Here is a 26,575-nt window from a genome sequence, read left to right as displayed (position 1 = left end):
TCGCGGTCGTCAGCCGGCCGACGACCAGAGGTCGCGGACCGAGGCCCGCAGATCCCGTCGCGGCGACCAGTCCAGGCTCAGCCGGGCGCGGGTGAGGTCGGCCGCGATCCAGCCCACCGCACCGGATCGCGCGGGCACCGGGTCGGACTCGACGATCCGCCCGGTGAACCCGGCGGCCTCGGCGAGCAGGCCGACCGCTTCCCGGACCGGGACGGCCACCCCGCTGCCCACGTTGAGCACCGGGTCCGGCCGGACCGCCGACAGCGCGGCCTTGGCGACCGCGTCCGCGACGTCCCGCACGTCCACGAAGTCCCGGTAGGCCCCGAGCGGGCCGAGCCGGATCTCCCGGCCGGGCACGCCCAGCGCCGACCGGACGGCACTGGCCGCCCGGCCCAGGACGGTCCCGTCCGGCAGTCCCGCGCCGATCGGGTTGAACACCCGCAGCACCACGGCGTCCAGCCGTCCCGCGCCGACGGCGGCGCGCACGAGCGCCGTACCCGCCAGCTTGGTGATGCCGTACGCCGCGACCGGGTTGGCGGGCATGTCCTCGGTGACGGCCACGCCCTCGGGCACGACGCCGTACTCCGCCGCCGACCCGAGCACGACCAACCGGGCGGCCGGTGCCGCGACCGGGAGGACGTCGAGCAGGCGCGCCGTGGCCGTGACGTTGGCCGCCACGAGTTCGGCGAGGGTCCCGTCGAGCCGACCGGCACAGTTGACCACCACGTCCGGCGAGGTGGTGGTCAACAGGTCGGCCAGCTCGTCGGGGCCGCCGGTGACGAGGTCGTGGCGCACCCAGCCCGCCGCGTCCGGAGCCGACCGCCCGACCCTGACGACCGCCGCGCCGCCGGGGTGGGAGGTCAGGGCTGCGGCCACTTCGCGCCCGAGGTACCCGGACGCGCCGAACAGCAGCACCTTGCGCACCGTCACGACACGGCTCCGAGCGGGGTCTTGTCCCGCGCGCCGGGCAGCAGCACCGATCGCACCTCCCCGAAGCACCTGTTGGCCTCGTCGTAGTCGTCCGGGCGTCCGATGTCGAGCCAGTAGCCGCCGAACTCGAACGCGGCCGGGGCCTCGCCGCGCTCCAGCAGGTCGAGCACCAGGTCGTCCAAGCCGAACGGGACGTCGGCCGGGTACGGTTCCAGCGTTTCGCGCGCCATCGCGTAGACGCCCATGCTGACCCCGTAGGACAGCTCGGGCTTCTCCACGAAGTGGACGATCCGGCCGTGCTCGGTCTCCAGCGTGCCGAAGTCGATCTTCACCTTGCGCCGGTAGGTGGCCACGGTCAGCGGGGCTCCGCTGGACATGTGGTGGGCGAGCAGCGCGAGGTAGTCGAGATCGGTCAGCACGTCCCCGTTCATCACCAGGAACTGCTCGGGCAGCCGGTCCAGGAAGTTGAGCAGCGGGCCGATCGTGGACAGCGGTTTGTCCTCCTCCGCGTAGTCGACCTCGATCTCCCAGCGCGAGCCGTCGCCCACGAACGCCCGGATCAGCGACCCGAGGTGGCCGATGGCGAGCGTCACGCGGTCGAACGAGTGGGCGCGCAGTTGTTGCAGGATGATGTCCAGGATCGCGTACTCCTCGCCGATCGGGACCAAGGGCTTCGGCAACGCCGTGGTGTAGGGCCGTAGTCGCACTCCCTGACCACCGGCGAGTATCACCGCGTGCATTCGAGGTTCCCTTCTGTCAACGGTAGTGCCGTACTTGCCCGACGCTCCGGCGGAGCGCCGCGAGCAGGAGGATCGCCAAGGCCGCGCAGCAGCCCAGGAACACCGGCACGTCGCCGTACCGGGCCGGGCCGCCGGCGGTGACCTCCACCAGCACGACGTCCACCGGCAGCACGAGGGCCAGGCAGGCGGTCGCCCAGCCGGTGCCGCCGGTGCGGATCAGCACGAAACCGAGGAAGAACGCGCCGCCCAGCACGACGTGCGCGTCGATCAGCAACGCGCCGTGGACGGTCAGCGCGCCACCGGAGCGCAGCGCGGCCAGCAGCACCAGGGCCAGCCCGCCGAGCACCAGCAGGCAGGTGGCGAGCTCGCGCAGCAGCAGCCGCCACATCGCCCGGTCGAACAGGGCGGGTGACGCGCAGCGCCGCAGCAGCCCGCCGGCCTGGTCGAACAGCCGGTGCACCCGCCACTCGACCGCGCCCATGCCGACCACCAGCGGTGTCACGCCGACCGCGAGGTCGACCGGGCCCATCACGTACCGGACGTCGGTGTGCAGCAGGAAAGCCGCGCACAGCGCCGCGTAGACCGTGGTGGGCAGCGCGCCGAGCGCCAGCACGCGGGCCGGCGGGACCTTGCCGGGATCGCGGCCGGAGACCCGGCTCGTCCGGTACGCGGCGGTGAGCGCGAGCGACACCGAGACCACGCCGGCCAGCAGCACCGGCGGCACCAGCTCGTCGGCGTAGCCCGAGATCAGGTGCATCAGCCCGGCCAGCGCGGCGGGCAGCATGGCCACCAGCAGCCGGAGTTCCCGGCGGTGGAACAGCAGGATGCCGGAGGCGACCTGGAAACCGGTCTGCGCCAGCACGAACAGCACCAGCTCGACCCCGCCGCCGTACCACCGCAGGATCAGCAGCGCCCCGGCGAGGGCCAGCGCGAAACCGCCGCCGCCGAGCAGCACCAGCGTGCGCGCGGCCAGCTTGCCCGCGCCCGCGCCGGTCAGCCGGTGGGCCACCCAACTGCTGCCCGCGCCCCACACCCACCCGGCGGTCGTGGCGAAGACCAGGCCCCGCAGCATGTCCGGCCCGCCGAGGACGGCGTACACCGCCGGGTAGACGGCGCTGGGCATCAGGTAGAGCAGGCCGTGCATCACGTCCGCCCACCACGGCCGGGTCGGCGCGGGCGGTTCCGGCGCGGTGTCCGGGACCGGCGTGAGCCGCGCGTAGACGTGCTGGGCGAGCTCGAACACGTCGGCCATCCCGTACTGCTCGGACGCGCCCTCGTCGGTCACCCCCTGGCTCTCCAGGACCGCCGCCACCTGGAGCTCGTCCACGGGGTCGGGCAGCAGCGGCCGGATGTTCCCGACCAGGTCGTCCAGCGTCATCCCGACCCCCCGGTGAGCACCAGTTCCGCGTACCGGGCCTGGTAGCTGTCGTTCCAGCGCTGGAGGGTGAAGTGCTCCAGCACGCGTTGCCGCGCCAGGTCGCCCAGCCGCCGCCGCAGGCCGCTGTCGGCGAGCAGCCGGACGCAGGCGCGGGCGACCGCCTCGTGGTCGCGCGGCGGCACGACGAAACCCGCGTCCCCGACCGCCTCCGGCACTCCCCCGACGTTCGTGCAGACCGGCGGCCGGCCGGTGGACATCGCCTCCACCAACGAGAACGGGAACCCCTCCGAGATGCTGGTCAGCGCCACCACGTGACCGGCGTGGTAGGCGTCGACCTGGTTGGGCACCCGGCCCTCGAACACCGCCGAGCCGGTCAGCCCGAGCTCCTCGACCAGGCGGACGCAGCCCGCGTGGTAGGACTCGTTGGCGACGGTCACCGGGCCGAACATGCGCAGCCGGGCGTCCGGCACCTCGGCGCGGACCAGCCGGAACGCCCGGATCAGCGTGTGCAGGTCCTTGAGCGGGTCGATGCGGCCCACGAACACGATGGTCGGCACGTCCGGTTCCCCCGCCGCCTGCGGGAAGTCCTCCGGGTCGATGCCGTTGTACATGGTCCGCATCCGCGCCTCGTCGGCCCCGTTGCGCAACTGCCACCGCCGGTTGTAGCCCGAGTGCGGCGCGAGCATGTCGCAGCTCAGGTAGGCCGCGCCGGCCAACGCGCGGTGGAAGCCGAGCAGGATCTTCTTGACCCGCTGCGGCATCTCCTCCTTCACCGCGGCCAGGTAGCGCTCCCGGAGGTAGACGCCGTGCTCCGACATGAGCATGGGTGTCCCGTGGGCCCACTTCGCCGCCAGGCCGACCAGCGCGCTGAGCCCGTTCATCGCGAGGTGGCACACGTCGACCCTGATCGGCGGGTGGAACAGCGGCCGGAGCATGTGCTCCAGCAGGTCGGCCACCACGACTGCGTCCTGGAGCGGCAGCGGTTCCCCGTACGCCTCGGCGGTCACGTCGACGATCCGGGACACGGCTTCGTTCGACACCAGGGCCGGGCCGACGTCCGCCGAGCGCGCGGCGTCGAACATGGCGCGCAACGCGGCCAGGAACGCTTTCGCCGTGGTGTCGGCGTGCGGGATGAAGGAACGCAGGAACGCGTCGTGGATCTCGGCGAAGCCCTTCGGTTTCCGGCGCCCGCGGCGCCGGCGTCTCCCCCACAGCGGCAGGCTCACCACCTCCACCAGGTTCGCCGGCGCGGACCAGGTCGGGCGTTCGGTGCCGTCGACGGTCAGCGCGACGACGGTGAACGCGTGTTCGGGCATGCCGCGCACGAGCTGGTCGCACCACAGGCTCACGCCGCCCGGGTGGAAGGGGTAGGTGCCCTCCGCGACGAGCGCGATGCGGGTCCGGGTGTCCGGCAGGTGTCTCGTCGTGGTGCGCGGCCGGAGCTGGTACGTGGTCATGCGGCGGGTCTCGTCTTCAGCACGACCCGCTCGCCGCCGGTCAGCCCGACCCGGGAGACGGTGTCCGCACCGTAGGTCTCCGCCTCGTCGGCCGAGCTCTGGTCGGCTTCGGTCGCGGCCCTGGTCTCCAGACCGGTCACGAACAGCGCGCCGGACTTGGCGGGCGTGTAGGAGACCGTCCCCGCGACCCGGTTCCACACCGCGTCGTGCCGCGCGGCGAGCTCGGCGTGGTGCGCGGTCCGCGCCTCCACGTACCGGGCCAGCGTCAGCCAGTCGGGGTTCTTCAGCGGCAGGGCGAAGTGGGCCGCGTACTTCGCGACCGTCGCCTCCACCCAGTCGAACGTCAGGCTGTGGCCGGGCCGGTACTCGCGCACGTTGCCCTGGTGCAGGGTGTGCGCGTACACCGACCCGTTCATCAGGTGCAGGGCGGCGATCTCCGCCTCGGTCTCGATGATCTCCTCGTAGGTCAGGTCCCGGTCGCCGTGCTCCGGGTCGGTGCCCGCGCGGCCGTACGCGGCGTTGAACAGCGCCGTCTGCTCCTCGGGGTCGGTCGCCTCGAACGCGATCGAGGTCGGCCAGTCGGGCACCACGAACACCTCGGCGCGCAACGGGTGCGGGATGCCGCAGTTGGAGCAGGACGGGCGGTGCCCGGCGAAGGACATGTTGCCCTGCACGTAGCGCACGCCGAGGTCGCGCGCGGCGTCGAGCAGGGCCTGGTTCGACCCGCCGAGCCCGAAGTCCGTCGGCGGGCCCGTCACGTCGGCCCGGTCCGGGTGGTAGACCCCCAGCCCGGAGTACTCCGGGGTCTTGAGCACGGTCGGCGGCACCGGGAGCCCGGCCGCCGCCGCGAACTCCAGGTTCCGCTCGATCTCGGCCCGGTTGACCGCGTAGGTGGTGTCGTTCATCTGCGGGTGGTTCGCGGTGTGGTTGATCCACCGGAACTCGTCGACCAGCGAGCGGGAGCAGCCGCTGAGCGAATCCGGGCTGCCGGTGTCCTCGCACGTCGCGGGCGCGCCGGCGTCCAGGCGGCTCCCGTTGTAGGGCAGGTTGAGCTTGAAACCGGCCGCCTGCGGGAACTTCTCGGCCAGCGCGCGCTGCCCGGCGGCGGCGGCCACGGCGTCGCGGCCGTCGAGCCGGTACAGGCCGGTGCGACCGTCCGGGTAGCGCCGCATGGTCACGTTGAACCAGTCGTCGACGTCCACCGAGAACCAGTGCCGCTGCTCGCCGAGCAGCACGCCCCGGGTCGCCCAGCGGAGCAGGCCCCGGCCCAGCAGCAGTTCGGGCACCGAGCCCACGCCGGTGGAGAACGTGAGCGCGAGCCGCTCCCGGCCGTCCGGCGCGCGGACGAGCACCGCGACCGTGTCGTCCCCGGCGGTCAGCAGGGGTTGCGCGGCGCAGCCGGGTGCCACGCCGGTCCGGTACAGGTAGGACCCGGTGAGCGGGATGCGCAGGTCGGGGTTGAGGTAGTCGAACACCTCGCGCCCGACGGCGGTCCGGGTGAGCGGCACGGGGTCCGCCTCCACCGTGACCTCGCCGCGAGCGCGCAGGCAGGAGTCCTCGGGGGAGGTGCCCGGTGCGGTGTTCAGCGCGACCTGCCGGACCCGGTAGGTCCGCTCGTAGTCCCACAGGGCGTTCCACTGCGGGCCGTCGAGCGCCGGCGTGAACTCGCCGTTCGGCTCGGCGCGCAGCAACGCGTTGCTGGTCAACAGGATCGCGTTGTACCGCCCGGTGCCGTCCGGGGTGGTCAGCCGTTCGGCCGTCACCGGCTCGGTGCCCGCGAACAGCACGTCGTAGGGCGTGCCGAAGCGGTCCAGCACCGAACGCCAGGTGTCCAGCCCGAAATCCGCGGGCCCGGTGGCGATGACGAGCTGCCGCAACGCCACCAGTTCGCCCCGGCGCGCGACACCGCTGTCCGCGACCCGCACCGGGACCTCCTCCTTGACGGCGACGGGAACCGGTACGGGCACCGGTTCCGCCCCGCCCGCACCGTCGTCGATGGCCGGACTCGTCAGGGTGATCGCGCCGATCAGCAGCGCGACGACCATCAGCAGCGGTACGTGCGGAGCGGAACCGGACCGTAATCGGCTCATCGGCGCGGGACCGCCGTGGCCACGACCCGACCGCCCGCGGTGAGCGGTACCCGGGTGATGTGGTCCGTGCCGTACCTGTCGGTCTCACCCGACGGCGCGGTCGCGCCGGTCAGGAACAGCGAACCGGTGGTGGCCGCGGTGAAGGTGATGGTGTTGTCGGCCTTGTTCCACACCGGGTCCCGCTTCGCGCCGAGCTCGGCGAAGTGGTCGTTGCGCGCCTTCACGTACTTCGCCAGCGCCGGCCAGTCCGGGTTGCGCAGCGGCACCTGGTAGCGCTCGCTGTACTTGGCCACCACGACCTTCAGCCAGTCGAAGGTCAGGCTGCGGCCGGACGTGTGCTGCCGCAGGTTGCCCTGGTGCAGGGTGTGCGCGTAGGCCGAACCGGACATCACGTGGTGCAGCGCCACTTCCGCCTCGTAGTCGACCATCTCGTCGTAGGTGAGGTCGTGGTCGTGGAAGGGGAACCGGCCGTTGGGCCCGTAGTAGCTGTTGTAGAACAACGTCTGCTCGGCGGGCGCGGTGGTGTGGTAGCCGATGTTGGTCGGCCAGTCCGGCACGACGAGGATCTCCGGGCGCAGCGGGTGCTTGACGCCGCAGTTGAAGCACGTCGGGACGTGGCTGGGGAAGGACATGTTGCCGTGCAGGTACCGCACGCCCACGTCGAACGCCGCGTCGAGCATGGCCTTGTTCGACTTGGTGAGGCCGAAGTCCGTCGGCGGGTCGGTGTCCGGGGCGTCGGGGTCCGGGTTGTACACGCCCAGACCCGAGTAGGCGGGCGTCTTGAGCACGTCGGTCGGCGTGGTCAGACCCATCCGGCGGCCGATGGTGAGGTTGTCGGCGATCTCCGCGCGGCTGGTCGGGTAGTCGGTGAAGTTGAGCTCCGGGTGGTTCACCGTGTGGTTGAGCCAGCGGAAGTTGCGGGACAGGCAGCGCGAGTAGCTGGTCAGCGCGTCCGGCGTGTCGGAGTTGGAGCAGCGCGAGGCAGCTTCCTCGTCGATGCCGCTCGCGTTGTAGGGCAGGTTGAGGGTGAAGCCCGCGGCGAGCGGTGCGCGGCGCAGCGAGCGTTGCTGGGCCTCGGCGGACGCGGCGTCGGTCCCGCTCATCCGGAAACCGGGGTCGGTCTCCAGCCGCCCGTCGGGGTGGAGGTGGTCGGTGGAGTTGAACCAGTCGTCGACGTCGACGTTGATCCAGTGCCGGAACTCGCCGACCAGCACGCCCCGGGTCGCCCAGCGCAGCAGGCCGTAGCCGAGGATGTCGGTCTGCGCCAGGTACTGGTCCGAGGTGAAGGTCAGGGCGGCGCGCTCCCGCCCGTCGGTCGACGTGCTCGTGACGCCGACGACGTAGTCGCCGATCTTGAGCAGCGGTTCCGCCGCGCACCCCGGGGCCAGCGTCGAGCGGTACACGTAGGAGTCGGTGATCGGGACGGTCGCGGTCGACTTGAGGTAGTCGAACACCCGGCCGCCCGCGCCGGTCAGCTTGGCGGTGAACTTCTCCGCCGAGCCGCCCTCCACGCCGGGGCGCAGGCAGTAGTCCTCCGGGAACGTGCCCCAGGAGGTGAACAGCGAGACCTGGCGGACCCGGAAGGCCGCCTCGTAGCCCCACAGGGTCTGCCACTCGGTGGTGTCGAACGCGCTGAGGTAGTTGCCGGAGGACCCGTCCGGGTACAGCAGGGCGTTGTCGGTGAGCAGGATCGCGTTGTAGCGGCCGGTGCCGTCCGGGTTGACCAGCCGGGCGGCGGTCAGCGGCTCGGACCTGGCCAGCAGGACGTCGTAGGGGGAACCCGCCCGGTCGAGCACGGCCTTCCAGGTGGGCAGCCCGAAGTCGGTGGCGTCCAGGCCGATCACCAGCGGGCGCAGCGCGACCTTGTCGGCGGGGAGGAGGGCCGGGGCGTGGGCGGCGGGCAGCGGGCCGTCCAGCTCGGTGGTGGGGGTGGGACGGGCCGGCTTCGGGCGCGCCGGCTCGCCGAGCACGAGGCCGTGCCGGTGGTGGTGCCCTTCGGCCGCGACCGCGACCCCGGCGGTCGGGACCAGCCCGGCGGCCAAGACGACGAGCGTCGCCAGAAATGGCCCCACCCGCTTCGAACCAACAGTATTCGAAACCAAGGCATAACCCTTTCAGGTAGCACGGAATCCCGCACCGTTGCGGTTTGCCAGAAGGTCACGAGGACCCACTCGACCATCTTCTCCGGCCAACCCGCGCAGCGTGGGGGGCCAACACCGGATGTACTCCGGCGACCTTTTATGATCAACTCGGCCGCCACATTTCCGGCCCCGGCCGGGGCGGACAGGCTCCCTTCCGGGCACCTCCGCCGCACCTCGTCCGAGGAACCCGGGACATACCTCGAATAATGTAGACAGCGCCCTTCGGGCACGGGTACCGCGATTCGTGCGAAACACTTTTTGCCCAGGAGTAGCCGACCGAGCGCCGAATGGCTCACGCCACAAGAACCGCCCGGTCGTCGTCCGACGTTTTAGCCGGGTCGGCCGGAATAACCCGGCCACCTGGCCGGCCACCCCTCAAAGTGAGCGTCCCTCTACCGTTTCGGTCCGTTCTGGTACGGAAAAGACCACGATCACCGCGCCGCACAACACGGGTCCGCGCCGACCTCCGGGACCGGCCCGTCTCAATCGGCGGACCCGCCCCGCGCCGGCGTCGCGGCGCATCCGGGCGGCCGGCACCCGCGACTTGGGCCGAACGGTGGACGGGCGGTGACCGCACGATGAGGGGAAACCGGGTGCCGCTACCATTTCCGGTGATCAACAGGCTGTTCCGACCACGTTCACCACCGTTGCCGGTGACGAAGCGTAGTCGATTTTCACGACAGAGCGTAGTGCCGACCGAGATCAGCGCGCCTCCGCCCGGTGCCGGGGCGAGTGCGCGCGAGGGGGACTTCCAGGTGACGTACGCAGCCGAGATCAGCCGGGCCAACCCGGCCTGCATCGTGTTCCTCGTCGACCAGTCCGCGTCGATGAGCGACCCGATCGGGGGCGGTGCGCCGCAGCGCAAGTCCGAGGTGGTCGCCGACGCCATCAACCGGCTGCTCGCCGAGCTCAGCGTGAAGTGCGCGAAGGAGGAGGGCGTCCGCGACTACTTCCACCTCGCCGCCATCGGCTACGGGCACACCGTCGGCTCGGCCTTCACCGGGCCGCTCGCCGGCCGGGAACTGGTGCCGTTGAGCCAGGTGGCGGACCGGCCGGCCCGGGTGGAGAAGCGGGTGAAGAAGGTACCGGACGGGGCGGGCGGGCTCGTCGAGACGACCACCGGCTTCCCGGTCTGGGTGGACCCGGTGGCCCACGGCGCGACCCCGATGTGCCGGGCGCTGGCACGCGCCGAGGCACTGGTGTCGGACTGGGTGGGCCGACACCCCGACTGCTTCCCGCCGATCGTGCTCAACCTGACCGACGGCGAATCCACCGACGGCGATCCGACCAGTGCCGCCTGGTCCGTTCAGACCCACGTCAGCGCCGACGGCGCGGCGCTGCTGTTCAACCTCCACGTCTCCGCGACCAACTCGGTCCCGGTCACATTCCCGACGTCGGACGCCGCACTTCCCGACTCCTACGCGCGCACGCTGTTCGGCATGTCCAGCGTCCTGCCGCCGCACATGCGCTTCTACGCGTTGCAACAAGGGGTCGCGGCCACCGAAACGACCCGGGGGTTCGTCTACAACGCCGACATCACCTCGATCGTCCAATTCCTGGACATCGGCACCCGCGCCACGGACCTGCGCTGACCAGCGGTATGTACACCTCCTCCCTCCGGGCACCCAAACAGGGCAACTCACCGCGGGAATGCGAGGACGCCCACCTCGTCCTGCCCCGGTGCGAACCCGACGACTGGCTCACCGGACCGGTGTGCGCGGCGGTGGCGGACGGCGCGTCGGAGAGCCTGCTGGCGGGTGAGTGGGCGACCCTGCTGGCGACGTCCGCCACCGGTGCCGCGCGGGAGGACGAGGACGTGCTCCGGGACGGGGAGCGCTTCGCGGCGGCCCTGGTCGACGCCGGGGAGGCGTGGCGGGAGTGGCTGGTCGGGTACGTGGCCGCGCGGGAGGCCGACGACCGCCCGATCGCCTGGTACGAGCAACCCAAGCTGGATCGCGGACCGCACTCGACGGTGCTCGCCGCGCGGTTCGCCGGCGGGCCGTCCGCGACGACCCGGTGGGACGCCGCCGCCCTGGGCGACAGTTGCCTGTTCCACATCCGGGACGACCGGCTGCTGCGCGCGTTCCCGGTCGAGTCGTCGGCGGCTTTCGACAACTCGCCGGGGCTGGTCAACGCGTTCGAGCGGGACCTCGCGCTGCTGGCGCGGCACGTGCGCACCGCGTCGGGCGAAGCGGAGCAGGGCGACCAGGTCTTCCTGTGCACCGACGCGCTCGCCGCGTGGTTCCTGCACGAGACCGAGCGCGGGCAACGGCCCTGGCAGGTGCTGGGCGAGTTCACCCCCCACGGCGACCTCGACGGTTTCTCGGCGTGGTTGGAGCGGGTGCGCGCGGAGGGGGCGATGCGCAATGACGACGTCACCGTCGTCCACGTGGACCTCGGCTGAGGAACCGGGCCGCGCCTTCCCGTCCGGTGCGACCTACGTCGAGGCGTTGCAGACCACCGCGCTGTGCTTCCGGGGCACCGACCTGGCCGGCGCGGAGGTCCGCGTCGACGCGCTGGGCCGCCCGCGCGCGATCTCCGGGAACTTCGCCGGCGTCTTCTCGGTGACCGCCGCCGGGGGAACCCGTTACGCCGTCAAGTGCTTCACCCGCGAGGTGCGCGAGCAGGCGGCCCGGTACCGCGCCATCGGCGACCACCTGGCCCGCCTGGACGACGGGTGGACGGTCGGTTTCGACTACCTCGACCACGGCGTCATGGTCGAGGGCACCTGGTACCCGGTGCTGCGGATGGAATGGGTGGAGGGCCTGGGCCTGATCCGCTGGATCGAGCGGAACGCCGCCGACCCGGTGGCGCTGTCGGGGGTGGCCGACCGGTTCGCGGCCCTGGTGGCGGACCTCGCGGCGGCGGGCGTCGGGCACGGCGACCTCCAGCACGGCAACATCCTCGTGGACGGGGACGGCGCGCTGCGGCTGGTCGACTACGACGGCGTGTACGTGCCGGCGCTGGCCGGTCTGCCGGCGGTCGAGACCGGGCACCGCAACTACCAGTCGCCCGACCGGACGGCCGCCGACTTCGGCCCGGAGATCGACCGGTTCTCGTCCTGGGTGGTCTACCTGTCGCTGGTGGCGCTGGCGGTCGACCCCTCGCTGTGGCGGCAGTTGCGCGACGAGGACGCCGAGAACCTCCTCCTCGCGGAGTCCGATTTCACCGATCCGGCGAACTCGTTCCGGCTCGCCACCCTGACCGGCCACCCGGACCCGCGCCTGCGCGGCCTGGCCGCGCGCTTCCACGACATCCTGCTGCACCACCGCGCTGCTCCCCCGCCGCTGGAGCCGCTCGACCCGGTCGGCACCACCGCGCCGGTCGGGAGCGCGGCCGGGAGCGCGGTCGCGGTCAGCGCCGCGCTGCCGTCCTGGATGGCCGAACGCGTGCGGGACCACGTGCCCGCCCCGACACCGCCGGTGCGGTTCGACCGGCGGCCCCCGCTGCCCGCCGCGTTGACGTGGTTGTTGTCGGTGCTGCTGCCCCTGGGCGTGCCGATGGCGCTCTTCGTGGACCCGGCGGTCGCCGTCCTGGACGCGTCGGCGATCCTCGCGTGGGCCGCGGCGACGTCGTCGGACTACCTCCGGCGTCCCGAGCGCACCCCGGCGCGCGCGGCCCGCGCGGAGCACAAGCGGCTCCTCCGCGCCCGCGAGGCCGCCGTGGCCCGGACCAACTGGCTGGCCTGGGAGACCAGGCGGCTGGCGCGGGCCGGCGACGAGCTCAAGGCCGACCAGGACCACCGGCGACGAACCCTCCAGCAGCGCCACAACGAGCGCACCGGCGCGCAGCACCAGGCCGTGCGGCAGCGCCTGGACCGGATCGACCGCGAGCGGCAGGCGTCGGCGACCCGGCTGCACCTGGAAGAGCAACGGCTCCTCGCGCTGCGGCAGAAGGACCACCTCCGCGCGTACCTGGCGAGGTTCCCGGTCCGCAACGCGGGCATCGACGGCATCGGCCGGGCGCTGTCGGCCAACCTGGAGGCGATCGGCATCCGGACCGCCGCGGACTTCGTCGGCGTCAGCTACGCCGTGCGGGGTGCCAACCGGGTGGCGGTCTTCGTCCTGGCGAACGGGCAGGGCGTGCGCGCCTCCGGGGTCGGCGAGGTCAAGGCGGGTCGCCTCGACCAGTGGCGGGCGAACCTGACCACGATCGCCAACGGCAACCGACCGACCGAGCTGGACCCCGCCGAGCTGCGGCAGCTCCGGGACCGCTCCACCGCCGAGCGGGCCGCGCTGGACGCCGAGCACCGGGCGGTCCGGGACCAGGCCGACGCGGCGGCCCGGGAGTTGCAGGCCGAACAGCGCGCCGAGCAGGCCGCGCTGGCCGAACACCGGAAAGCCGCCAACTCGGCCACGGCCCACACCCGGGTGGAGCACGACCGCGCCGTGGCCGAAGCCGCCGTCGTCCTGGAACGCGCCCACCAGGCCGTGCTCGACAGCACGGCGGTGACCGACGTGCACCGCTCCATCACCTACGCGCGCTACCTCCGGTTCCTGCTCACCGGCAAGACCTGACCGACAGGCCGGTCGAGCGCGCGCATGATCGTGCGGCAAGTCCGATCAGGACTGTCCACTGTGGACTGTTATTGCACCGGGGTTCATCGCTGCGCAGGGGGCATGAGGTCTCGCAGGTCCGTCATCGCGGAGACCCCGGGGCAGCCGCGCGGCCGGCACCGACGACGCACCGGCTAACGCGCCGACGTGCCCGCCCTGTTGCGCCCGCGGATGACGTCCTCGCGCGGAACATCCCGCGCCCGGACCTGTCGGCGGCGCACCACCCAGGCCAGGCCGAGCACCTGCGCGACCACCAGGCAGCCACCGGCCACCCACCAGGCCCAGACGACCGCGTCCGACACCGCCACGACCAGATTCGTCACCGCGGCCATCACCAGGCCCGCCAACGAAAACCGCATCACCGAGTCTTCGCCGCTCTCCGTTCCACCCACCGCGCCCCCATCCCATCACCGGCTGTATCGGCGGACAGGACCAACCGGTTACACCGGGGGTCGACCGAAGGGCCCACCGGTACGCCGGGCCGGCCGCACCCTCCCGGCCCTGCCGCGACCGGCCTCGGCGGAGCAGGGTGGCGGACATGGACAACCTGGTCATCTCCCCCGCTCCCCCGGTGGTCGTGGCGACCGGGCGCACCGACCCCGACGACCCCGCGCGGCACTGGGCCGCCGAGCACGCCCGCTACACCGGCGCGCCGGTCGAGGTGCACCCGACCCCGGCGGGCGTGCCGCGCCGGGCCGGGCTGCTGGTGCTCGCCCAGGCCGGCAGCGGTCCGACGACCGTGCGCCGGCACGTGCTGGCGCTGGTGGACCACGCGACGTGCGACGTCGTGGTGGTGCGCGGCGTGGTGCCGACCACCCACCACCGGGTCACCGCCCTGATCACCGGTTCGGACGACGACCGGGTGGTGACGCGCGCCGCCAACCTGGCCGGGCAGCGCGGTGCGGCGCTGCGCGTCCTGCACGCGAGCCCGCCCCTGTCCGTCCGGGCCGACCACCCGGAGTGGCCGCTCGCCCACGCCGACCACGTCCTGCGGGGAATCCGGCACACGTCGGTGCTGGCCCGCATGCACCCGCACGAGGCGATCACCCGCTACGCCGACACGGACCTCCTGGTCGTGGCCGACTCCGGCCCCACCACCCGCGCCGCGCTGCACCACGCCCGGTGCCCGGTGTTCGTGACTCGCCGCGCACCCTCCGACACACTCGGCGGACACATCCCCTCACCCCGCAACCCCGTCGGCGGCACGCGCTGACCGCCGGTCGCGGAGCCGTGCGATCTCCGGAGCGGCGAAGACCCCGGCGATGACCTCGGCGATGACGGAGTCGGAGGTCTCGGTCAGCCGAGCGTGACCGCCGCCGTGAGGGCCGCCGATCTGCGCCGCGACCAGTCGCCGGAGCTCGACGGGTCGCCGGTCACCGCGCCTCCGGTGAGATAATGAGCATTATTCGGATAGTGGGTACTGCGGTAGAGGCCCTCCTGACCGGCCGCGTCGCGCCGACGCCTGCGCCGCGCCGGCCGCGCTCGCCCGTCCCGCGCCGTCCCCGACGTCGCCCAACGGGGGCCGAGGTCGCGACCAGTGGCGGAAACTTCCCCCTGCCCCGGATGAGCGCCCGCCCCTACCGTCCCGGTATGGGCATCTGGAGACCGGGGCGCGCGGAGTTGCCGCAGCCCGTGCGCGGACCGGCGACCCCGGACGACGAGGGCCGGCCGCCGGGCGAGGGTGCCGCGCCGTTCGACTGGCTCGGCACCGCGGAGCCCCGCGCCGGCCTGCGCAAGGAGTTCTGGTGGTCGTTCGCGGTGACGGCGGGCTGCGCGGCGCTCGGCCTCGCCCATCCCGTCGGCTTCTTCCTCGCGGTCGGGATGTCACCCATCGTGCTCCCCCTCGGACTGCTCATGCGGTCCCGGGCGCGGGGGCTGGTGCGCGTCCACGTCGAGCCCGGCCCGGCGGGGACGATCACGCTGGTGCGCACGAGCGGCAGGCCGGTCACCCGCCCGCTGGACAGGGTCACCGCGCTCCGCCCCCTGCTGCTCGGCTACACCGGCGGCGAGACCAACGGCTGGCACGTGGTGGAAATCCGCTTCTCCCGCCGGAAATACCGCACCAGCGCCTGGGGCCCCCGACCCGGGCACGATCCCGGTGATCTGCTGACTGCCCTGCGCAAAGCCTGTCCGACCGCGAAAGTCCTGCCGTTCCGCGATAAACGCCACCGCCTCACACCGGACTGATCACCGGTGCCCGGCGGAGGCACACCCGAGGCGCACCCGAGGCACACCAACACCCTCTGTGCTGGGACGATTCCGATCAGCAGCCCACCGCGCGGCCAGGACTTCCGGCGCACCCCACCGGAGACGAGAGAATTTCTCGGGTACTTCCGCGAGGTCGCGACCCGATCATTCCCGGTCCCTCCCCCATCGCGGGCGCTATTCACTCTTGACCCAACTCGAATCACGCACTCGTCCCGACAAAGGTGGCTCCACCGGTGTTTGTCGGTTCCCCCACCGGGGCAACCGGGGAGCAAGCCGCCAAACTCGACGGGAGGTGTGACGGTGTCACGGTCGCTCGACACGGACCTGTTGGCAGGCCGGTACCGGCTGCTCGAACCGATCGGCGCGGGTGACACCGTGAGAGCCCACCGGGCCTGGGACGAGCTGCTGCGGCGGCACGTGGCGGTCAAGGTGTTCGCACCGATGACCGATCCGGCGGCGGGCAGGCGCTTCGACGAGGAGGTCGGTGCCCTGGCCCGGCTGTCCCACCCGAGCCTCGCCTCGATCTACGACACCGACGTGCACGAGGGCTCCAGGTTCATCGTCCTGCGCCTCGTCGAGGGCCCCACCCTGCGGGAGCTGGTTGACCAGGGCCCGCTGCCGGTGGACCAGGTGTGCCGGCTCGGCACCGAGCTCGCCGACGCGCTGGACCACGTGCACTCCCACCGGCTGGTGCACGGCGAAGTGCGCGCGACCAACATCCTGGTGGACGACGAGGGCGTGGCGTGCCTGGCCGATTTCAGCCTCGGGCACCCGGCCCGCGCGGTACCGCAGCCCCGGGCGGGCTCCCCCGAGCAGCCGCCCAGCGGCGCGACCGACGTGCACGCCCTCGGCGTGATCCTGCTGGAGTGCCTCGCCGGCCGCGACCCGGCGGGCCGGCCGGCCGAGGTCCCCGGTGACCTGCCCCCCAGGCTTCAGGACCTGCTGTCGCGGATGACCTCCCCGGTACCGCAGGACCGGCCGCCGGCCCGCGCCTGCGCGCACGTCCTGGGCGAGATCCAGCCCGCCGTCACGGCCCCGGTCCCGCTCGTCCTCCCGTTCGCCGTCCCGGCTCCGCAGCGGGTGGAGGTCCACCAGGGGACCACGAGGCACGTCGTGCCCCGCCCGTCGCCGGCCCACGCCGCGCCCCGGTCGTTGAAGGTGCTCGCCGCGTCGGCGGGCCTGCTCGTCGGCGCGCTGGCCATCACCTTCGCCACGAGTTCGGTGCTGACCCCGGCGTCGTCCACGCCCACCGGTCCGGCCACGCAGCCCGCCCCGCCCCAGGCGTCGGCGGACGCCCCCCAGGAGGAGGCACGGCCGCAGCTCGTCGGGGTCACGCGCTCGACGGACCTCCCCCAGCCCACCACGTCGACCACCGAGCCCGCCGCCCAGGAGCCCGCGCCGGTGCCGGACACCACGGTCGCCCCCACGAGCATCCCGACGACCGTCGTCACCACCACCACGGCTTCCACCGCGCCGGAGACGTCCGATTCGCCGGCCCCCACGACCGAGACGTCCGCGAGCAGCCCCGCGCCCGGCACGTCGACGCTGCCGCCGGACGAGGTGGAGGACTGAGCGAGGCCGATCCGCCCACTGTCCTCAGAGGACGGTGACCGGCCGGGAGCCCGCACTCCGGCGGCCGGATGCCCGGCGGCGAACCTCTCGGGACGCACCCGGGTTCGTCCATGTCGAGGCCCCGACGGCTCGATCGGCCCAGTGGCACGGCCGCGTGCGGCACCGGGGGTGAGCGTCGCCAGGACCGTTCGGGTGCCATGCCCACGACGCACCCGACAGCGAAGATCCCCTATGGCACAGTGGCTCACCGAACGTCCGGGCTACCGACGCGGGAGGCCAGATGCCGGATCTCGTCGACCGGGTGCGCGCGCTCGTCCCGCTGCTCCGGGCCAACGCCGCGCGGTGCACCGAGGACCGCCGCGTCCCCCGCGAGAACCTCGACGCGCTGCGTGAAGCGGGCCTCTACCGCGCGGGCCTGCCCCGGCACTTCGGCGGTCTCGAAAGCGACATGCGCACGAAGTTCGCGGCCCTCGTGGAGGTCGCGCGCGGCTGCGGTTCCACCGCCTGGGTCTCGACCATCTACACCGACGCCGTCTTCCTGCTCGCCAAGTTCCCCGACGAGGTGCAGGAGGAGGTCTACGCCGATCCCGAGGCGTTCCACTGCGCCACCCTCGCCCTGCCCGGCCGGGCGGTGCCCGTCGACGGCGGCTACGCCGTGTCCGGCCGCTGGCCGTTCAACAGCGGTTGCCTGGACGCCTCGTACCTGCTGCAACCCGCCGTGGTCGAGGGCGGTGAACTGACCCACTTCCTGCTCTCCGCACCGGACGTGACCATCGAGGACGACTGGTACGTCAGCGGCATGGAGGGCACCGGCAGCAACACCGTGTCCGGCCAGGACGTCTTCGTCCCGCACCGGCACGCCATCCCGACGATGCGGTTGCTCGACCAGACCCACCGCAGCGAGCGCAACGCGGACTCCCCCGTCTTCCGCCACCCGCCGCTGCCCTACCTGCTCACCAGCGGCGTCGCGTCGTTCGTCGGCATGGCGGAAACCGCGTACGAGCTGTACCTGGCACGTCTCCCGCGTCGCGGTCAGGTCGCCTACACCGGCTACGCCCACCACCGCGACGCCCCGATCACCCACCACCAGGTCGCCGAGACCCGGTTCAAGATCGACTCGGCCCGCCTGCTGGCCGAGCAGGCCGCCGACCTCCTCGACGAGCGCATCGCCGCGGGGGTGCTGTGCGACGAAGAAGACCGGGCGCGGGTGTGGGGCCTGGCGGGTTACGCGTCACGGCTCTGCACCGAGGCGGTGGAAGTGCTGCGGCTGGCCTCGGGAGCCTCGGGCATCGCCACGAAGAACCCGATCCACCAGATCTCCCGGGACGTCCAGGCGTTGGCGACGCACGCGATCATGGTCCCCACCACCGGCATCGAGCACTACGGCCGGGCGCTGTGCGGCGTCGCACCGAGCACGCCCCTGCTGTAGCGGTCGACCTCCACCTGGTCGAGCAGCTCCCACGCCACCTCGTAGGCGCGCTGCACGAACGAGCTGCCGACGGTCGGCCCGGCGTTGGCCAGGGCCGCGAACGCGAACCCGGCCCCCGGGCTGAACGCGGCGAACGACGTGCAGCCCCGGGTGGCCCCGGAGTGGAACAGCAGCTCGCGGCCCGCCCGCCGGCGCAGGTTCCAGACCAGGCACACCTCGTGGTCACCGGCCGTCACCCGGGGCCGGGCGACGGCGGCCAGGGCCTCCCCCAGCGCGGTCGTGCCCAGCGCGGTCGTGCCCGGCGTCAGGTGCGCGGTCAGGTAGCGCAGCAGGTCGACCGCCGAGGAGCGCAGGGCCCCCGCCCCGGGCATCCCCGGCATGGTCCACGGTGGGCGCGGCCGGCCCCGCAGGTACCCGGTGACCTGGGGTTGCGCCCCGAACCCGGTGTCGACCAGGCCCAGCGGGCGCACCACGCGGTCGACCAGCAGGTCCTCGAACGGCCGGCCGCCCGCGCGGGCCAGCAGCCCGCCCAGCAGCGCCGCGCCGAAGTTCGAGTAGCGGAACCGGCCCGGCGGCCCGGGGTGGGTGCGGCGCAGCGCGGCGGCCAGGTCGGCGGGGCCGTAATCGCGGTAGGGGTCGGTCCGCCAGCGCGGCAGCGCCCGCCACCACAGGCCGGGCGGCAGGTGCGGCAGGCCGGAGGTGTGCGTGGCCAGGGTCTCCAGGGTGACCTCGCGGCTCATCCCGGGTGCCGCGCCCGGCGGCAGCAGCCGCCGGACGGGGTCGGTCAGGCGCACCTCGCCCCGCTCGGCCATCTCGGCCAGCAGCAGCCCGGTGAACGTCTTGGTCAGCGAGCCGATCTCGAAGCGGGTGCGCCCGGTCACCGGGCGCGATCGCCCCCGGTCCGTCGTGCCGCCGACCAGGACCCGCTCCCGGCCGCGATCGAGCACGGCGACGGCGACACCGGTCGCGCCGCCCGCCGCCGCCGGGAGTCCTCGGAGGAGTTCCTTCACCCATCCCTGCCGAGCAGCCGGGACAGCGCGACCGTGCCCGCGACCGCCGCCACCACCGACGTGTGCTGGTGGTCGGCGTAGCGCTGGCGCTCGTCGTCGGAGATCGGGTCGGCGTCCCGGGGCATGAACCCGTCCTCGTGCTGGAGTTTCGCGAACAGCTCCCACTCGGCCTCGACGCACCTCGGCTCGGGCAGGCAGGCGCTCACGATCAGCAACTCGCCGATCAGGTCCCACTGCCCCGCCTCGGCCCACACGTCGAACCACACCGGCAGCCAGGTTTCCAGGTACTCGGCGACGTCCGCCGGCAGGCCGTCGGGGATCGCGCCCCAGTCGGTGATGTGGAAGACCGAGTGGGTCATCTGGTAGGCGGTGTACCAGTCCAGCACCCACGGCTGCGGCGTCCGGCCCAGCCACGTCTGCCGGAACATCGCCGGGAGGTCGTCGTCCCGGGGCACGTCCAGCACGCGGTGGGCGTTGGCCACCGCCAGCCGGCGGTTGGGCAGCACCTCGGTCATCGAGTCGGCGGCCGAGCCCAGCGCGATGGCCTCCTCCAGCACCTCGTGGCGGAAACCGCTGCGCCCGTGGTGGGAGTAGGTCTCCAGCGGGTCGGTCAGCAGCGGGTGCCGCAGTTGGCGCTCGTAGAGCAGGTCGCCGTCGCGCAACTGCCGCCAGGTGAACTCCAGCAGCTCGCGCGCCGCGCGCAGCTCGGCGGTGCCGGCCACGCCGTCGCGCAGGACCAGCGACGCGGCCAGGGCCAGCTCGCACAGCGGCTTGTAGACGTCGTCCGGGTCGTTGATGTCGGAATTGGTCTCGTCCTCGAACGCGCCGAACCGGCGGTTGGCGTGCAGCCAGACGAGAGCACCTCCCGTGACGTCGTGGGCGAGACGGGCCACGGTGGTCATGCGACCTCCACGAGGTGTCGGGCGACGGCGAGGTCGAGCAGTCGGCGCGGCTCCGCGCCGACGCGCAGTCCGATGTGCCCGACCAGCAGGGCCGGGTCGAGCGGCAGCGGGATGCCGGCGGCGTGCAGGAAGGCGACCCAGCGGGCCAGCCGGCTCGCGGTGCCGAAGTCCCGGCGCAGCACCGTCCGCACGGCACCTCGGCACAGGGCCACCGGTTGCGCCCGCACGGCCTCCACCACGGGGCCGGCCGCTCCGGGGTAGGCCAGGGACGAGAGCTGGGCGACCGCGATCGACCAGCGCGCCCACTCCCGCACCGGACCGAGCACGGCGACCGGGTCCTCCGGCGTCGCGACGGGCGCGTCGCCGGAGAGGCGGGCCAGCTCCCGCGTGGTCGACCAGTCGCACCACGCCATCACCCGCTGCTCGTGGGTGGCCGGCGCGACCACCGGCGGGAACACCTCGAAGGACGCCGCGACGACCTCCGCGTCCTGGCTGCTCAAGGGGCGGTCCAGTACGACGTGCGGCAGAAAGACGTCGCCACCCACCAACCGGACCGCCCCCAAGCCGCTGGTCGGGTCGGCGCACGAGTCCAGGAACTCGGCCAGACCCACGCCGCCACTGCCTCGCAGCGCGCCCAGCACACGATCGGCCAGGTGCGCTGCACCACGCACACAGGACGATGAGTCCACGAACCCCTCCTAGCGTCGACCGATCAGCCACTGACGAGATCCCGGGGCACGAGGCCCCGGGCACTGCCTACTTGCGCGGTTCCTTCGGTGTCCCCGGCGACAGCGCCAGGAGCAGGCCGAGCAGGAGCGCGCCGGCGGCGTTCGGCTCGGGCAGCGGCGGGTCCGCCACGGCGGACTCCGACTCCACCATCAACGTGCTGAGCTCCGCGATGTCCGTCGGCGCTGCCACCGGGCGGATCAAGGTACGAACGGTCATGAAAGTCTCCCTCTCCGGTTGGGGCACCGAAACGCTCGGCGTCCCGGTGCCCCGTGTGCCTTGCCAATCGAGTGCAGCACAGCTCGGCGCATCCGTCCCGCCCGCACCGCCGATTCCGGCCCCTACCACCCGTGCAGGTGACACCGAGCTACCCGAAGGAGATTCACAGCACCGAAAAACTCACGCTCCGACACCAATCGCGGTGGGTCGCACCCGCCTGGCGCAGCGGTCGGCCGGAGCCGGGTCCGGTAGTTCGCCGGACACCGGACGAGCGCCCGTTCCACAAGCGACGAACAGCACCGGCGGGGCGCGGAAAATAGTGCACAGAAGGCGAAGCAGCAAGAGCGGAGGTTTCGTCGGCGGCGAGTTCCGGACCGCCGGACGGGGTGCGCCGAGAGCACTCGGCAGGCGCTCCGCACACCGCCCGACCGTCCACACGGTTACCCGACACCCCCGCGAGCGGTCCCGGACGGGCACGCTGGACATCACGCACCGTAGCCAGCGGCGGGGAGCCGATCCCCGCCTACCCGGCACCGACTCTATTGCCGCACAAGGGTTTCCGGATAGCGCCATCACTCTTCCGGTTGCACGCCAACGACTAGTTGCCGGTGAGACCGGATTCGGTGACGCCGCGGACGAGGTGCCGCTGGAGCAGGACGAAGACGAGCACGATCGGCAGGATGGACACGGCCGCCGCCGCGAAGAGGAGCTCCACCTCCGGGTTCTGGGCGGTGAGCAGGCTCGACAACGCCACCTGCACGGTCCAGGAGGACGAGTCCTGCGCGATGACGAGGGGCCACAGGAACTGGTTCCAGCTCCCGATGAAGTCGATGACCGCGATCGCGGCGAAGATCCCCGTCGAGTTCGGGACCACCACGCGCCGGAAGACGCCCCACCGGGACAGGCCGTCCAGCCGGCCCGCGTCCTCCAACGCGACCGGGAAGTCCAGGAAGTACTGGCGGAACAGGAACACGTTCACCGCGCTGAACAGGCCCGGCACCACCAGCCCGCGCAGGTCCGACACCCAGCCGAGGCTCGACACCACCACGAAGGACGGCACGAACGTGACGGCGGTCGGCACCAGCAGCGTCGCCACGACCGCGTACCGCACCGCCGGTTCGCCCCGGAACGGAATCCGCGCCAGGCCGTAGCCGGCCGTCGAGCACAGCAGCAGTTGGCCCAGGGTCTGCGACACCGCCACCGCGGTCGAGTTGACGAGGCTGCGGGCGAACGGGACCTCGTCGTCGGCGAACACCCTCGGCAGCGCGGCCACGCCGTCCCGGACCAGGACGACGAACGGCATTAGGAACAGCGCCGCCGTGACCACCAGCGCCACCCCGCGCGCGACCGTCCGCAAAGGACTCCGGTACCCGATCGGCCGCATCAGCCCGCCCTCCGGAACACCTTGCCGGACAACAGGGTCGCCAAGGCGATCACCAGCGCCAGCACCACCGCGCCCGCGCTGCCCCGCCCGAGGTCCTGGCCGCCCGACCCGAGCGCGGTGTGGTAGAGGTAGACCAGGGGCGGGCGCGCGAACGGCGGGTAGCCGCGCGAGTCGCCGAGGATGTTGTAGAACTCGTCGAACGCCTGGTACGCGTTGATCAGGTTCAGCACGAGCACGGCGACCAGCACCCCGCGCAGGCCGGGCAGCGTGACGTGCCGGAACGTCTGCCACCCCGGCGACGCGCCGTCGATCCACGCGGCCTCGTAGCGGTGGGCCGGAATCCGTTGCAGCGCCGCGAGGAACAGCACCAGGTAGAAGCCGAGTTGCAGCCACAGCCGGGCGGTGACGAGCACGACCCAGTACAGCGGCGGGTCGACCGTGCCGATCCACGCCTGCGGGTCGACGCCGAACCAGCCGAGCGCGGTGTTCACCTCCCCGCTGCCCAGCCCGGAGAACAGCGAGGACTTCCACACCAGCGCCGCCACCACGTAGGAGCACGCGAACGGCAGGAAGAACACCGACCGGAAGAAGGTCTTCGCGATCCGGACCTGGTCCACCAGCAGCGCGAGCGCCAGCGACAGGACCACCGTGACCGGGATGACGAGCGCCGCGAACGCGGTGAACGTGCCGATGCTGTCCAGAAAAGCCCGGTCGGTGAGCACGTCGACGTAGTTCGCGAGACCCACGAACTCCGTCGGCGTCACGGTGTTGTGCGCGTCGAAGAAGCTCAGGTAGGCGCTCCAGCCGATCGGCACGTACGTGAAGACCAGCAACCCCAGGGCGAACGGTCCGACGAACCCCCAGAACGCGAGCGCGGAGCGCCGCCCGCTCACCGGTCGAGCCGCGCGAGCTCGGTCCGCGCCACGTCGAGCGCCGCGCGGAGTTCCGCCGGGGCGTCGGCACCCTGCCGCGCGATCCTGGACACCGCGTCGGACAGCGCCGTGTTCGACCGCGCCGACCAGCGCGCGGGTGCGGCGATGCGCCCGCCGGCCGTGACGAACCCGGCGATGTCGCGGCCGGGGCCCGAGTCGAACCGCGGTGCGCGTTCCGCCAGGCTCCGGCGCGCCGGCAGGTGGGCACCGAACGCGGTGGCGAACTCGGCCTGGTGGTCGGTCTTGTCCACCCACAGCCACTTGACGTAGTCCTTGGCCGCGTCGACGTCGGCGCTGCGCGCGTTCACCATCGCGCTGTACGCCCCGACCGGCACCGAGTCCGCCCCGTCCGCGTCCAAGCTCGGGAAGGCGAGCACGCCGACGTCGTCGCCGTGCGCCGCCACGATCTTCGGCAGGTTCCACAGCCCGGTCCACTGCATGGCGACGAGCCCGTCCACGAACGCGCCGGGGTCGGCCCAGTCGGTGGGCGCGCCGAGCAGCAGGCCGCCGCCCCGGTTCAGGTCGCGGAGCTTGCCGAACGCCACCGCCGCGCGCGGGTCGTCGAAACCGGGTGCCCTGCCGTCCGGGGACAGGAGGTCCAGCCCCGCCGACCACAGCAGCGGTGCGGTGAGCACGGCGACTCCGCCGTCGTTGCCGGCGAACAGGCCGCGCACTCCCCCGGTGGTGAGCCGCCGCGCGGCGTCCAGCAGCTCGTCGACGGTGGTGGGCGGGGCGATGCCGGCCTCGCGGAGCAGGCTCGGCCGGTAGTACAGCACCTGGGTGTCGATGGCCTGCGGGATGCCGTAGAGGTGGCCGTCGACGGTCTGGGAGTCCAGCAGCGCGCGGACGAAGTCGTCCCCGGCGTCACCGAGCAGGCCGTCCAGCGGCACGACCTGCCGCTGCCGCACCCAGTCGACCTTGAGCTGCGCCTCGAACACGTCGGGCACCGCGCTGTTCTGGAGCGCGGTGACGATCTTGGAGTCGTAATCGCCGGGATTCCACTGCACCTCGACTTTCGCGTTCGGGTACCCGGCCGCGTAGCGGCGCACCGCGTCCTGCACGCCGTCCTCGCCGTACGCGTGGTACCAGTGCTTCAACGTACCGTCGGCCGATCCGCCCCGACCTGTGTCCGACCCGCACGCCGCGAGCCCCAGCATGCCCGCGACCAGCAAGAACGATCGACGACCCAGTTCCGCGCCCATCACACACCCCCGATTAGGACCTGACCGGATTATCGAAGCACGACGATCACGTGTCGATCCGGTTCCACTCGGGGGACACCCTTGCGCCTCGACCGGCCCCGTGCATCACCGACGGTGGCGGCCCGCGCTCACGGCCGGCGCACCCCGCCCTCCCCGGGAACCGGGCCGAGGCCCCCGTGCGGTTCACCCGGCTCCCGGGGAGACCGCCGGAAGTCCACCGCGACCACGCCGGGACGGCCCGCCCACTGCCGCGCCGCCGACAGGTAGGTGCCGGCCATCAGCGCCGAGCTCCGGCGGTGGGTGGGCAGCTCGGAGGCCATGCTCGCGCGGTCCCGCTTGCCGTTGAGGAACTCCAGGAACTCGTGGACCGCGCGCCTGCGGCTCGCCGACTGGGACGGCTCGCCGTGCCCGCCGGCGGCCCGCTCCACCGCGTCGCGGTCGAGGCCCTCGTAGCGCCGCCACCCCGGGTTGAAGGCGTCGTTGCGGAAGACGTGCAGGGACACGTGGCCCTTCTCCCCGATGTCGTGCCCGCCGCGCGTGCCCGCCCCGCCGTGGTCGTCGTCCAGGGACTGGAGCGAGTGGAAGTGGATCGCCTGGAACGGGCCCTGCTCGACGATGTGCGTCTCGTGCCGCACCCGGCCGTTGCCCTTGTAGAGGTCGGCGCTGTTGGGCAGGAAGCTGCCCCGCTGCGAGAACCCGTTGTGCACCAGGTTGATGCTGCCCAGCGTCACGGTCCGCCCGGTCGACTTGAAGGCGAGCGAGACGAAGGCGTCCACCTCGCCGAAGCCCGCCACGGCGGCGCGCAACTCGTCCTCCGGGTAGCGGACCGCCTCGGCGAAGCCGGGGAAGAGCCGGTCGTAGTCGGTGTGCGTGAGCTGGGCCAGCAGGTCCACCGGTCGCGTCGAGTTGACGTGCACCTCGACCGAGTCGAGTGCCTTCCCGGGACGTTCGCCCGCCTCGATCAACCACGGCACGATGTCGAAGAAGTGGTACCCCGAGTGCGCGGCCTTGCCGTACCCCCGGTCGAACGAGTGGTAGCCGATGTCGAGGAGCTCGTCGGGCAGCCGCCACTGGCCGTCGCTGTGGAAGGACTGCACGGAGGTCACCGGGCAGTTGGTGTAGGCGGCGACCTCCGCGACGAGGTCCCGCATCACGAGGAACGCGGGGTGGTACCGGCGCTGGCACTGCACCGAGACGACGACGTCCGCGTCCTCCCGCCGCGCCGCGTCGTACGCCCGCGCCAGGTCGTCGAAGTCGGTCTGGATGCGCGCGGCCCGCGCGGGGTCGGTCGAGCTGTCGGCGTGCACGCTCAGCGGTTTGTCCAGGAGCACGCTCAACCCCGCCCCCAGCGCCCATTTGCTGTACACCACGTGGAACGAGGGCTCTGTCGCGACCAGCACCGCGTCGACCGAGTGCTCCCGGACGACCCGGTCCAGCAGGGCGCGCACCTCCCCGGGCAAGGTGTCCTCGGTGGCGCTGAAGGACTCCACGTAGTGCATGACGACCTCGCCGACCGGGCCGGTGGCGCGGTGGCCCTCCACGACGGCCTCGGCCTCCAGCAGGTCCACTCCGACCACGGTGGACACGAGGCCGTCCCGGCGGGCGTCGAGGAGAGCGGGCAGGTGGTTGCGCCGCGCGTGCGGGCCCACCCCGATCAACAGGATGTTCTTCAACTGCTCTTCCCCCTCGGTGTCGGTGC

At 72.8% G+C, this 26,575-nt stretch carries 22 protein-coding genes; 7 read left to right on the top strand and 15 right to left on the bottom strand.

The features are described from left to right. Window positions 1–9 precede the first annotated feature (9 nt). Genes AB0G01_RS26300 through AB0G01_RS26275 form a run of 6 tightly spaced genes read right to left on the bottom strand, consistent with a single transcriptional unit; the run spans window position 10 to window position 8,667 of the window. Complete coding sequence (locus AB0G01_RS26300; protein WP_360950203.1) at window positions 10–930, bottom strand: NAD(P)-dependent oxidoreductase; 921 nt, start codon at window positions 928–930, stop codon at window positions 10–12. Continuing rightward, window positions 927–1,670 carry a sugar phosphate nucleotidyltransferase gene (locus tag AB0G01_RS26295; protein ID WP_360950200.1) on the bottom strand — a complete coding sequence of 248 codons (744 nt, stop codon included), beginning with the start codon at window positions 1,668–1,670 and terminating at the stop codon, window positions 927–929. Before AB0G01_RS26295 ends, AB0G01_RS26300 begins: the two co-directional genes overlap by 4 nt. 16 nt (window positions 1,671–1,686) lie before the next feature. Then, window positions 1,687–3,048: a hypothetical protein gene (locus tag AB0G01_RS26290; protein WP_360950197.1), complete on the bottom strand. Its 1,362-nt coding sequence runs from the start codon at window positions 3,046–3,048 to the stop codon at window positions 1,687–1,689. After that, entirely contained in the window at window positions 3,045–4,505 is a 1,461-nt protein-coding gene (gene pelF, locus AB0G01_RS26285; protein ID WP_360950194.1) for a GT4 family glycosyltransferase PelF, read from the bottom strand. Before pelF ends, AB0G01_RS26290 begins: the two co-directional genes overlap by 4 nt. Continuing rightward, a complete protein-coding gene (locus AB0G01_RS26280; protein ID WP_360950191.1) occupies window positions 4,502–6,595 on the bottom strand; it encodes a hypothetical protein in 2,094 nt (697 codons plus the stop codon). The genes pelF and AB0G01_RS26280 overlap by 4 nt, the downstream gene beginning before the upstream one ends. Further along, on the bottom strand, window positions 6,592–8,667 hold the full coding sequence (locus AB0G01_RS26275; protein WP_360950188.1) for a hypothetical protein: 2,076 nt from the start codon (window positions 8,665–8,667) through the stop codon (window positions 6,592–6,594). Before AB0G01_RS26275 ends, AB0G01_RS26280 begins: the two co-directional genes overlap by 4 nt. Window positions 8,668–9,491: 824 nt before the next feature. On the opposite strand from AB0G01_RS26275, the gene AB0G01_RS26270 reads away from it, so the two are divergent. Genes AB0G01_RS26270 through AB0G01_RS26260 form a run of 3 tightly spaced genes read left to right on the top strand, consistent with a single transcriptional unit; the run spans window position 9,492 to window position 13,253 of the window. After that, window positions 9,492–10,328: a vWA domain-containing protein gene (locus tag AB0G01_RS26270; RefSeq protein WP_360950185.1), complete on the top strand. Its 837-nt coding sequence runs from the start codon at window positions 9,492–9,494 to the stop codon at window positions 10,326–10,328. An 8-nt stretch (window positions 10,329–10,336) separates the two neighbouring features. Then, a complete protein-coding gene (locus AB0G01_RS26265; protein WP_360950182.1) occupies window positions 10,337–11,140 on the top strand; it encodes a protein phosphatase 2C domain-containing protein in 804 nt (267 codons plus the stop codon). Continuing rightward, window positions 11,103–13,253 carry a hypothetical protein gene (locus tag AB0G01_RS26260; RefSeq protein WP_360950179.1) on the top strand — a complete coding sequence of 717 codons (2,151 nt, stop codon included), beginning with the start codon at window positions 11,103–11,105 and terminating at the stop codon, window positions 13,251–13,253. The genes AB0G01_RS26265 and AB0G01_RS26260 overlap by 38 nt, the downstream gene beginning before the upstream one ends. A 173-nt stretch (window positions 13,254–13,426) precedes the next feature. On the opposite strand, the gene AB0G01_RS26255 is transcribed toward AB0G01_RS26260, so the two are convergent. Beyond that, window positions 13,427–13,651, bottom strand: coding sequence for a hypothetical protein (locus AB0G01_RS26255; protein ID WP_360950176.1), 225 nt, complete (start codon window positions 13,649–13,651; stop codon window positions 13,427–13,429). Between the two features lie 179 nt (window positions 13,652–13,830). Here AB0G01_RS26255 and AB0G01_RS26250 point away from each other — a divergent pair, with 179 nt between their 5' ends. The 4 genes from AB0G01_RS26250 to AB0G01_RS26235 all read left to right on the top strand — a co-directional run bounded on the left by AB0G01_RS26250 (window position 13,831) and on the right by AB0G01_RS26235 (window position 18,501). Continuing rightward, entirely contained in the window at window positions 13,831–14,505 is a 675-nt protein-coding gene (locus AB0G01_RS26250) for a universal stress protein (RefSeq protein WP_360950173.1), read from the top strand. 377 nt (window positions 14,506–14,882) lie between these two features. Next, window positions 14,883–15,479: a hypothetical protein gene (locus tag AB0G01_RS26245; RefSeq protein WP_360950170.1), complete on the top strand. Its 597-nt coding sequence runs from the start codon at window positions 14,883–14,885 to the stop codon at window positions 15,477–15,479. Between the two features lie 321 nt (window positions 15,480–15,800). Next, window positions 15,801–17,072 (top strand): protein kinase, encoded by a 1,272-nt coding sequence (locus tag AB0G01_RS26240; protein WP_360950167.1) that lies wholly within the window; start codon window positions 15,801–15,803, stop codon window positions 17,070–17,072. 280 nt (window positions 17,073–17,352) lie between these two features. Beyond that, a complete protein-coding gene (locus AB0G01_RS26235) occupies window positions 17,353–18,501 on the top strand; it encodes an acyl-CoA dehydrogenase family protein (protein WP_360950164.1) in 1,149 nt (382 codons plus the stop codon). Here the strand turns inward: AB0G01_RS26235 and AB0G01_RS26230 are convergent. The 8 genes from AB0G01_RS26230 to AB0G01_RS26195 all read right to left on the bottom strand — a co-directional run bounded on the left by AB0G01_RS26230 (window position 18,453) and on the right by AB0G01_RS26195 (window position 26,549). Continuing rightward, on the bottom strand, window positions 18,453–19,511 hold the full coding sequence (locus tag AB0G01_RS26230) for a serine hydrolase domain-containing protein (RefSeq protein ID WP_360950162.1): 1,059 nt from the start codon (window positions 19,509–19,511) through the stop codon (window positions 18,453–18,455). The two genes, AB0G01_RS26235 and AB0G01_RS26230, sit on opposite strands and share 49 nt — an antisense overlap. Further along, window positions 19,508–20,413 (bottom strand): hypothetical protein, encoded by a 906-nt coding sequence (locus AB0G01_RS26225; RefSeq protein WP_360950160.1) that lies wholly within the window; start codon window positions 20,411–20,413, stop codon window positions 19,508–19,510. The genes AB0G01_RS26230 and AB0G01_RS26225 overlap by 4 nt, the downstream gene beginning before the upstream one ends. Continuing rightward, window positions 20,410–21,084, bottom strand: a complete 675-nt coding sequence (locus AB0G01_RS26220) for a hypothetical protein (RefSeq protein ID WP_360950158.1) — start codon at window positions 21,082–21,084, stop codon at window positions 20,410–20,412. Before AB0G01_RS26220 ends, AB0G01_RS26225 begins: the two co-directional genes overlap by 4 nt. An 85-nt stretch (window positions 21,085–21,169) precedes the next feature. Continuing rightward, a complete protein-coding gene (locus tag AB0G01_RS26215; protein ID WP_360950156.1) occupies window positions 21,170–21,358 on the bottom strand; it encodes a hypothetical protein in 189 nt (62 codons plus the stop codon). A 598-nt stretch (window positions 21,359–21,956) separates the two neighbouring features. Further along, window positions 21,957–22,742 (bottom strand): carbohydrate ABC transporter permease, encoded by a 786-nt coding sequence (locus tag AB0G01_RS26210; protein WP_360950153.1) that lies wholly within the window; start codon window positions 22,740–22,742, stop codon window positions 21,957–21,959. After that, the gene (locus AB0G01_RS26205; protein WP_360950150.1) at window positions 22,742–23,635 is read right to left on the bottom strand and encodes a sugar ABC transporter permease; all 894 of its coding nucleotides are present in this window, start codon (window positions 23,633–23,635) and stop codon (window positions 22,742–22,744) included. The genes AB0G01_RS26210 and AB0G01_RS26205 overlap by 1 nt, the downstream gene beginning before the upstream one ends. Further along, entirely contained in the window at window positions 23,632–24,876 is a 1,245-nt protein-coding gene (locus tag AB0G01_RS26200) for an extracellular solute-binding protein (RefSeq protein WP_360950147.1), read from the bottom strand. The genes AB0G01_RS26205 and AB0G01_RS26200 overlap by 4 nt, the downstream gene beginning before the upstream one ends. 128 nt (window positions 24,877–25,004) lie before the next feature. Continuing rightward, window positions 25,005–26,549: a Gfo/Idh/MocA family oxidoreductase gene (locus AB0G01_RS26195; protein ID WP_360950144.1), complete on the bottom strand. Its 1,545-nt coding sequence runs from the start codon at window positions 26,547–26,549 to the stop codon at window positions 25,005–25,007. Between the last annotated feature and the right edge of the window lie 26 nt (window positions 26,550–26,575).

This window comes from Actinosynnema sp. NPDC023587 (assembly GCF_040640215.1).
Lineage (GTDB): Bacteria > Actinomycetota > Actinomycetes > Mycobacteriales > Pseudonocardiaceae > Actinosynnema.
The sequence above is the reverse complement of the archived record's forward strand: the minus strand, read 5'-3'. Positions and strand labels throughout refer to the sequence as shown.

What these genes read in the sequence shown, in the direction of transcription:
- AB0G01_RS26295 (WP_360950200.1), bottom strand. Translation starts at nt 1,670, where the DNA reads ATGCACGCGGTGATACTCGCCGGTGGTCAGGGAGTGCGACTACGGCCC.
- AB0G01_RS26290 (WP_360950197.1), bottom strand. Translation starts at nt 3,048, where the DNA reads ATGACGCTGGACGACCTGGTCGGGAACATCCGGCCGCTGCTGCCCGAC.
- pelF (WP_360950194.1), bottom strand. Translation starts at nt 4,505, where the DNA reads ATGACCACGTACCAGCTCCGGCCGCGCACCACGACGAGACACCTGCCG.
- AB0G01_RS26280 (WP_360950191.1), bottom strand. Translation starts at nt 6,595, where the DNA reads ATGAGCCGATTACGGTCCGGTTCCGCTCCGCACGTACCGCTGCTGATG.
- AB0G01_RS26265 (WP_360950182.1), top strand. Translation starts at nt 10,337, where the DNA reads ATGTACACCTCCTCCCTCCGGGCACCCAAACAGGGCAACTCACCGCGG.
- AB0G01_RS26260 (WP_360950179.1), top strand. Translation starts at nt 11,103, where the DNA reads ATGACGACGTCACCGTCGTCCACGTGGACCTCGGCTGAGGAACCGGGC.
- AB0G01_RS26255 (WP_360950176.1), bottom strand. Translation starts at nt 13,651, where the DNA reads ATGCGGTTTTCGTTGGCGGGCCTGGTGATGGCCGCGGTGACGAATCTG.
- AB0G01_RS26250 (WP_360950173.1), top strand. Translation starts at nt 13,831, where the DNA reads ATGGACAACCTGGTCATCTCCCCCGCTCCCCCGGTGGTCGTGGCGACC.
- AB0G01_RS26245 (WP_360950170.1), top strand. Translation starts at nt 14,883, where the DNA reads ATGGGCATCTGGAGACCGGGGCGCGCGGAGTTGCCGCAGCCCGTGCGC.
- AB0G01_RS26235 (WP_360950164.1), top strand. Translation starts at nt 17,353, where the DNA reads ATGCCGGATCTCGTCGACCGGGTGCGCGCGCTCGTCCCGCTGCTCCGG.
- AB0G01_RS26225 (WP_360950160.1), bottom strand. Translation starts at nt 20,413, where the DNA reads ATGACCACCGTGGCCCGTCTCGCCCACGACGTCACGGGAGGTGCTCTC.
- AB0G01_RS26215 (WP_360950156.1), bottom strand. Translation starts at nt 21,358, where the DNA reads ATGACCGTTCGTACCTTGATCCGCCCGGTGGCAGCGCCGACGGACATC.
- AB0G01_RS26210 (WP_360950153.1), bottom strand. Translation starts at nt 22,742, where the DNA reads ATGCGGCCGATCGGGTACCGGAGTCCTTTGCGGACGGTCGCGCGCGGG.
- AB0G01_RS26200 (WP_360950147.1), bottom strand. Translation starts at nt 24,876, where the DNA reads ATGGGCGCGGAACTGGGTCGTCGATCGTTCTTGCTGGTCGCGGGCATG.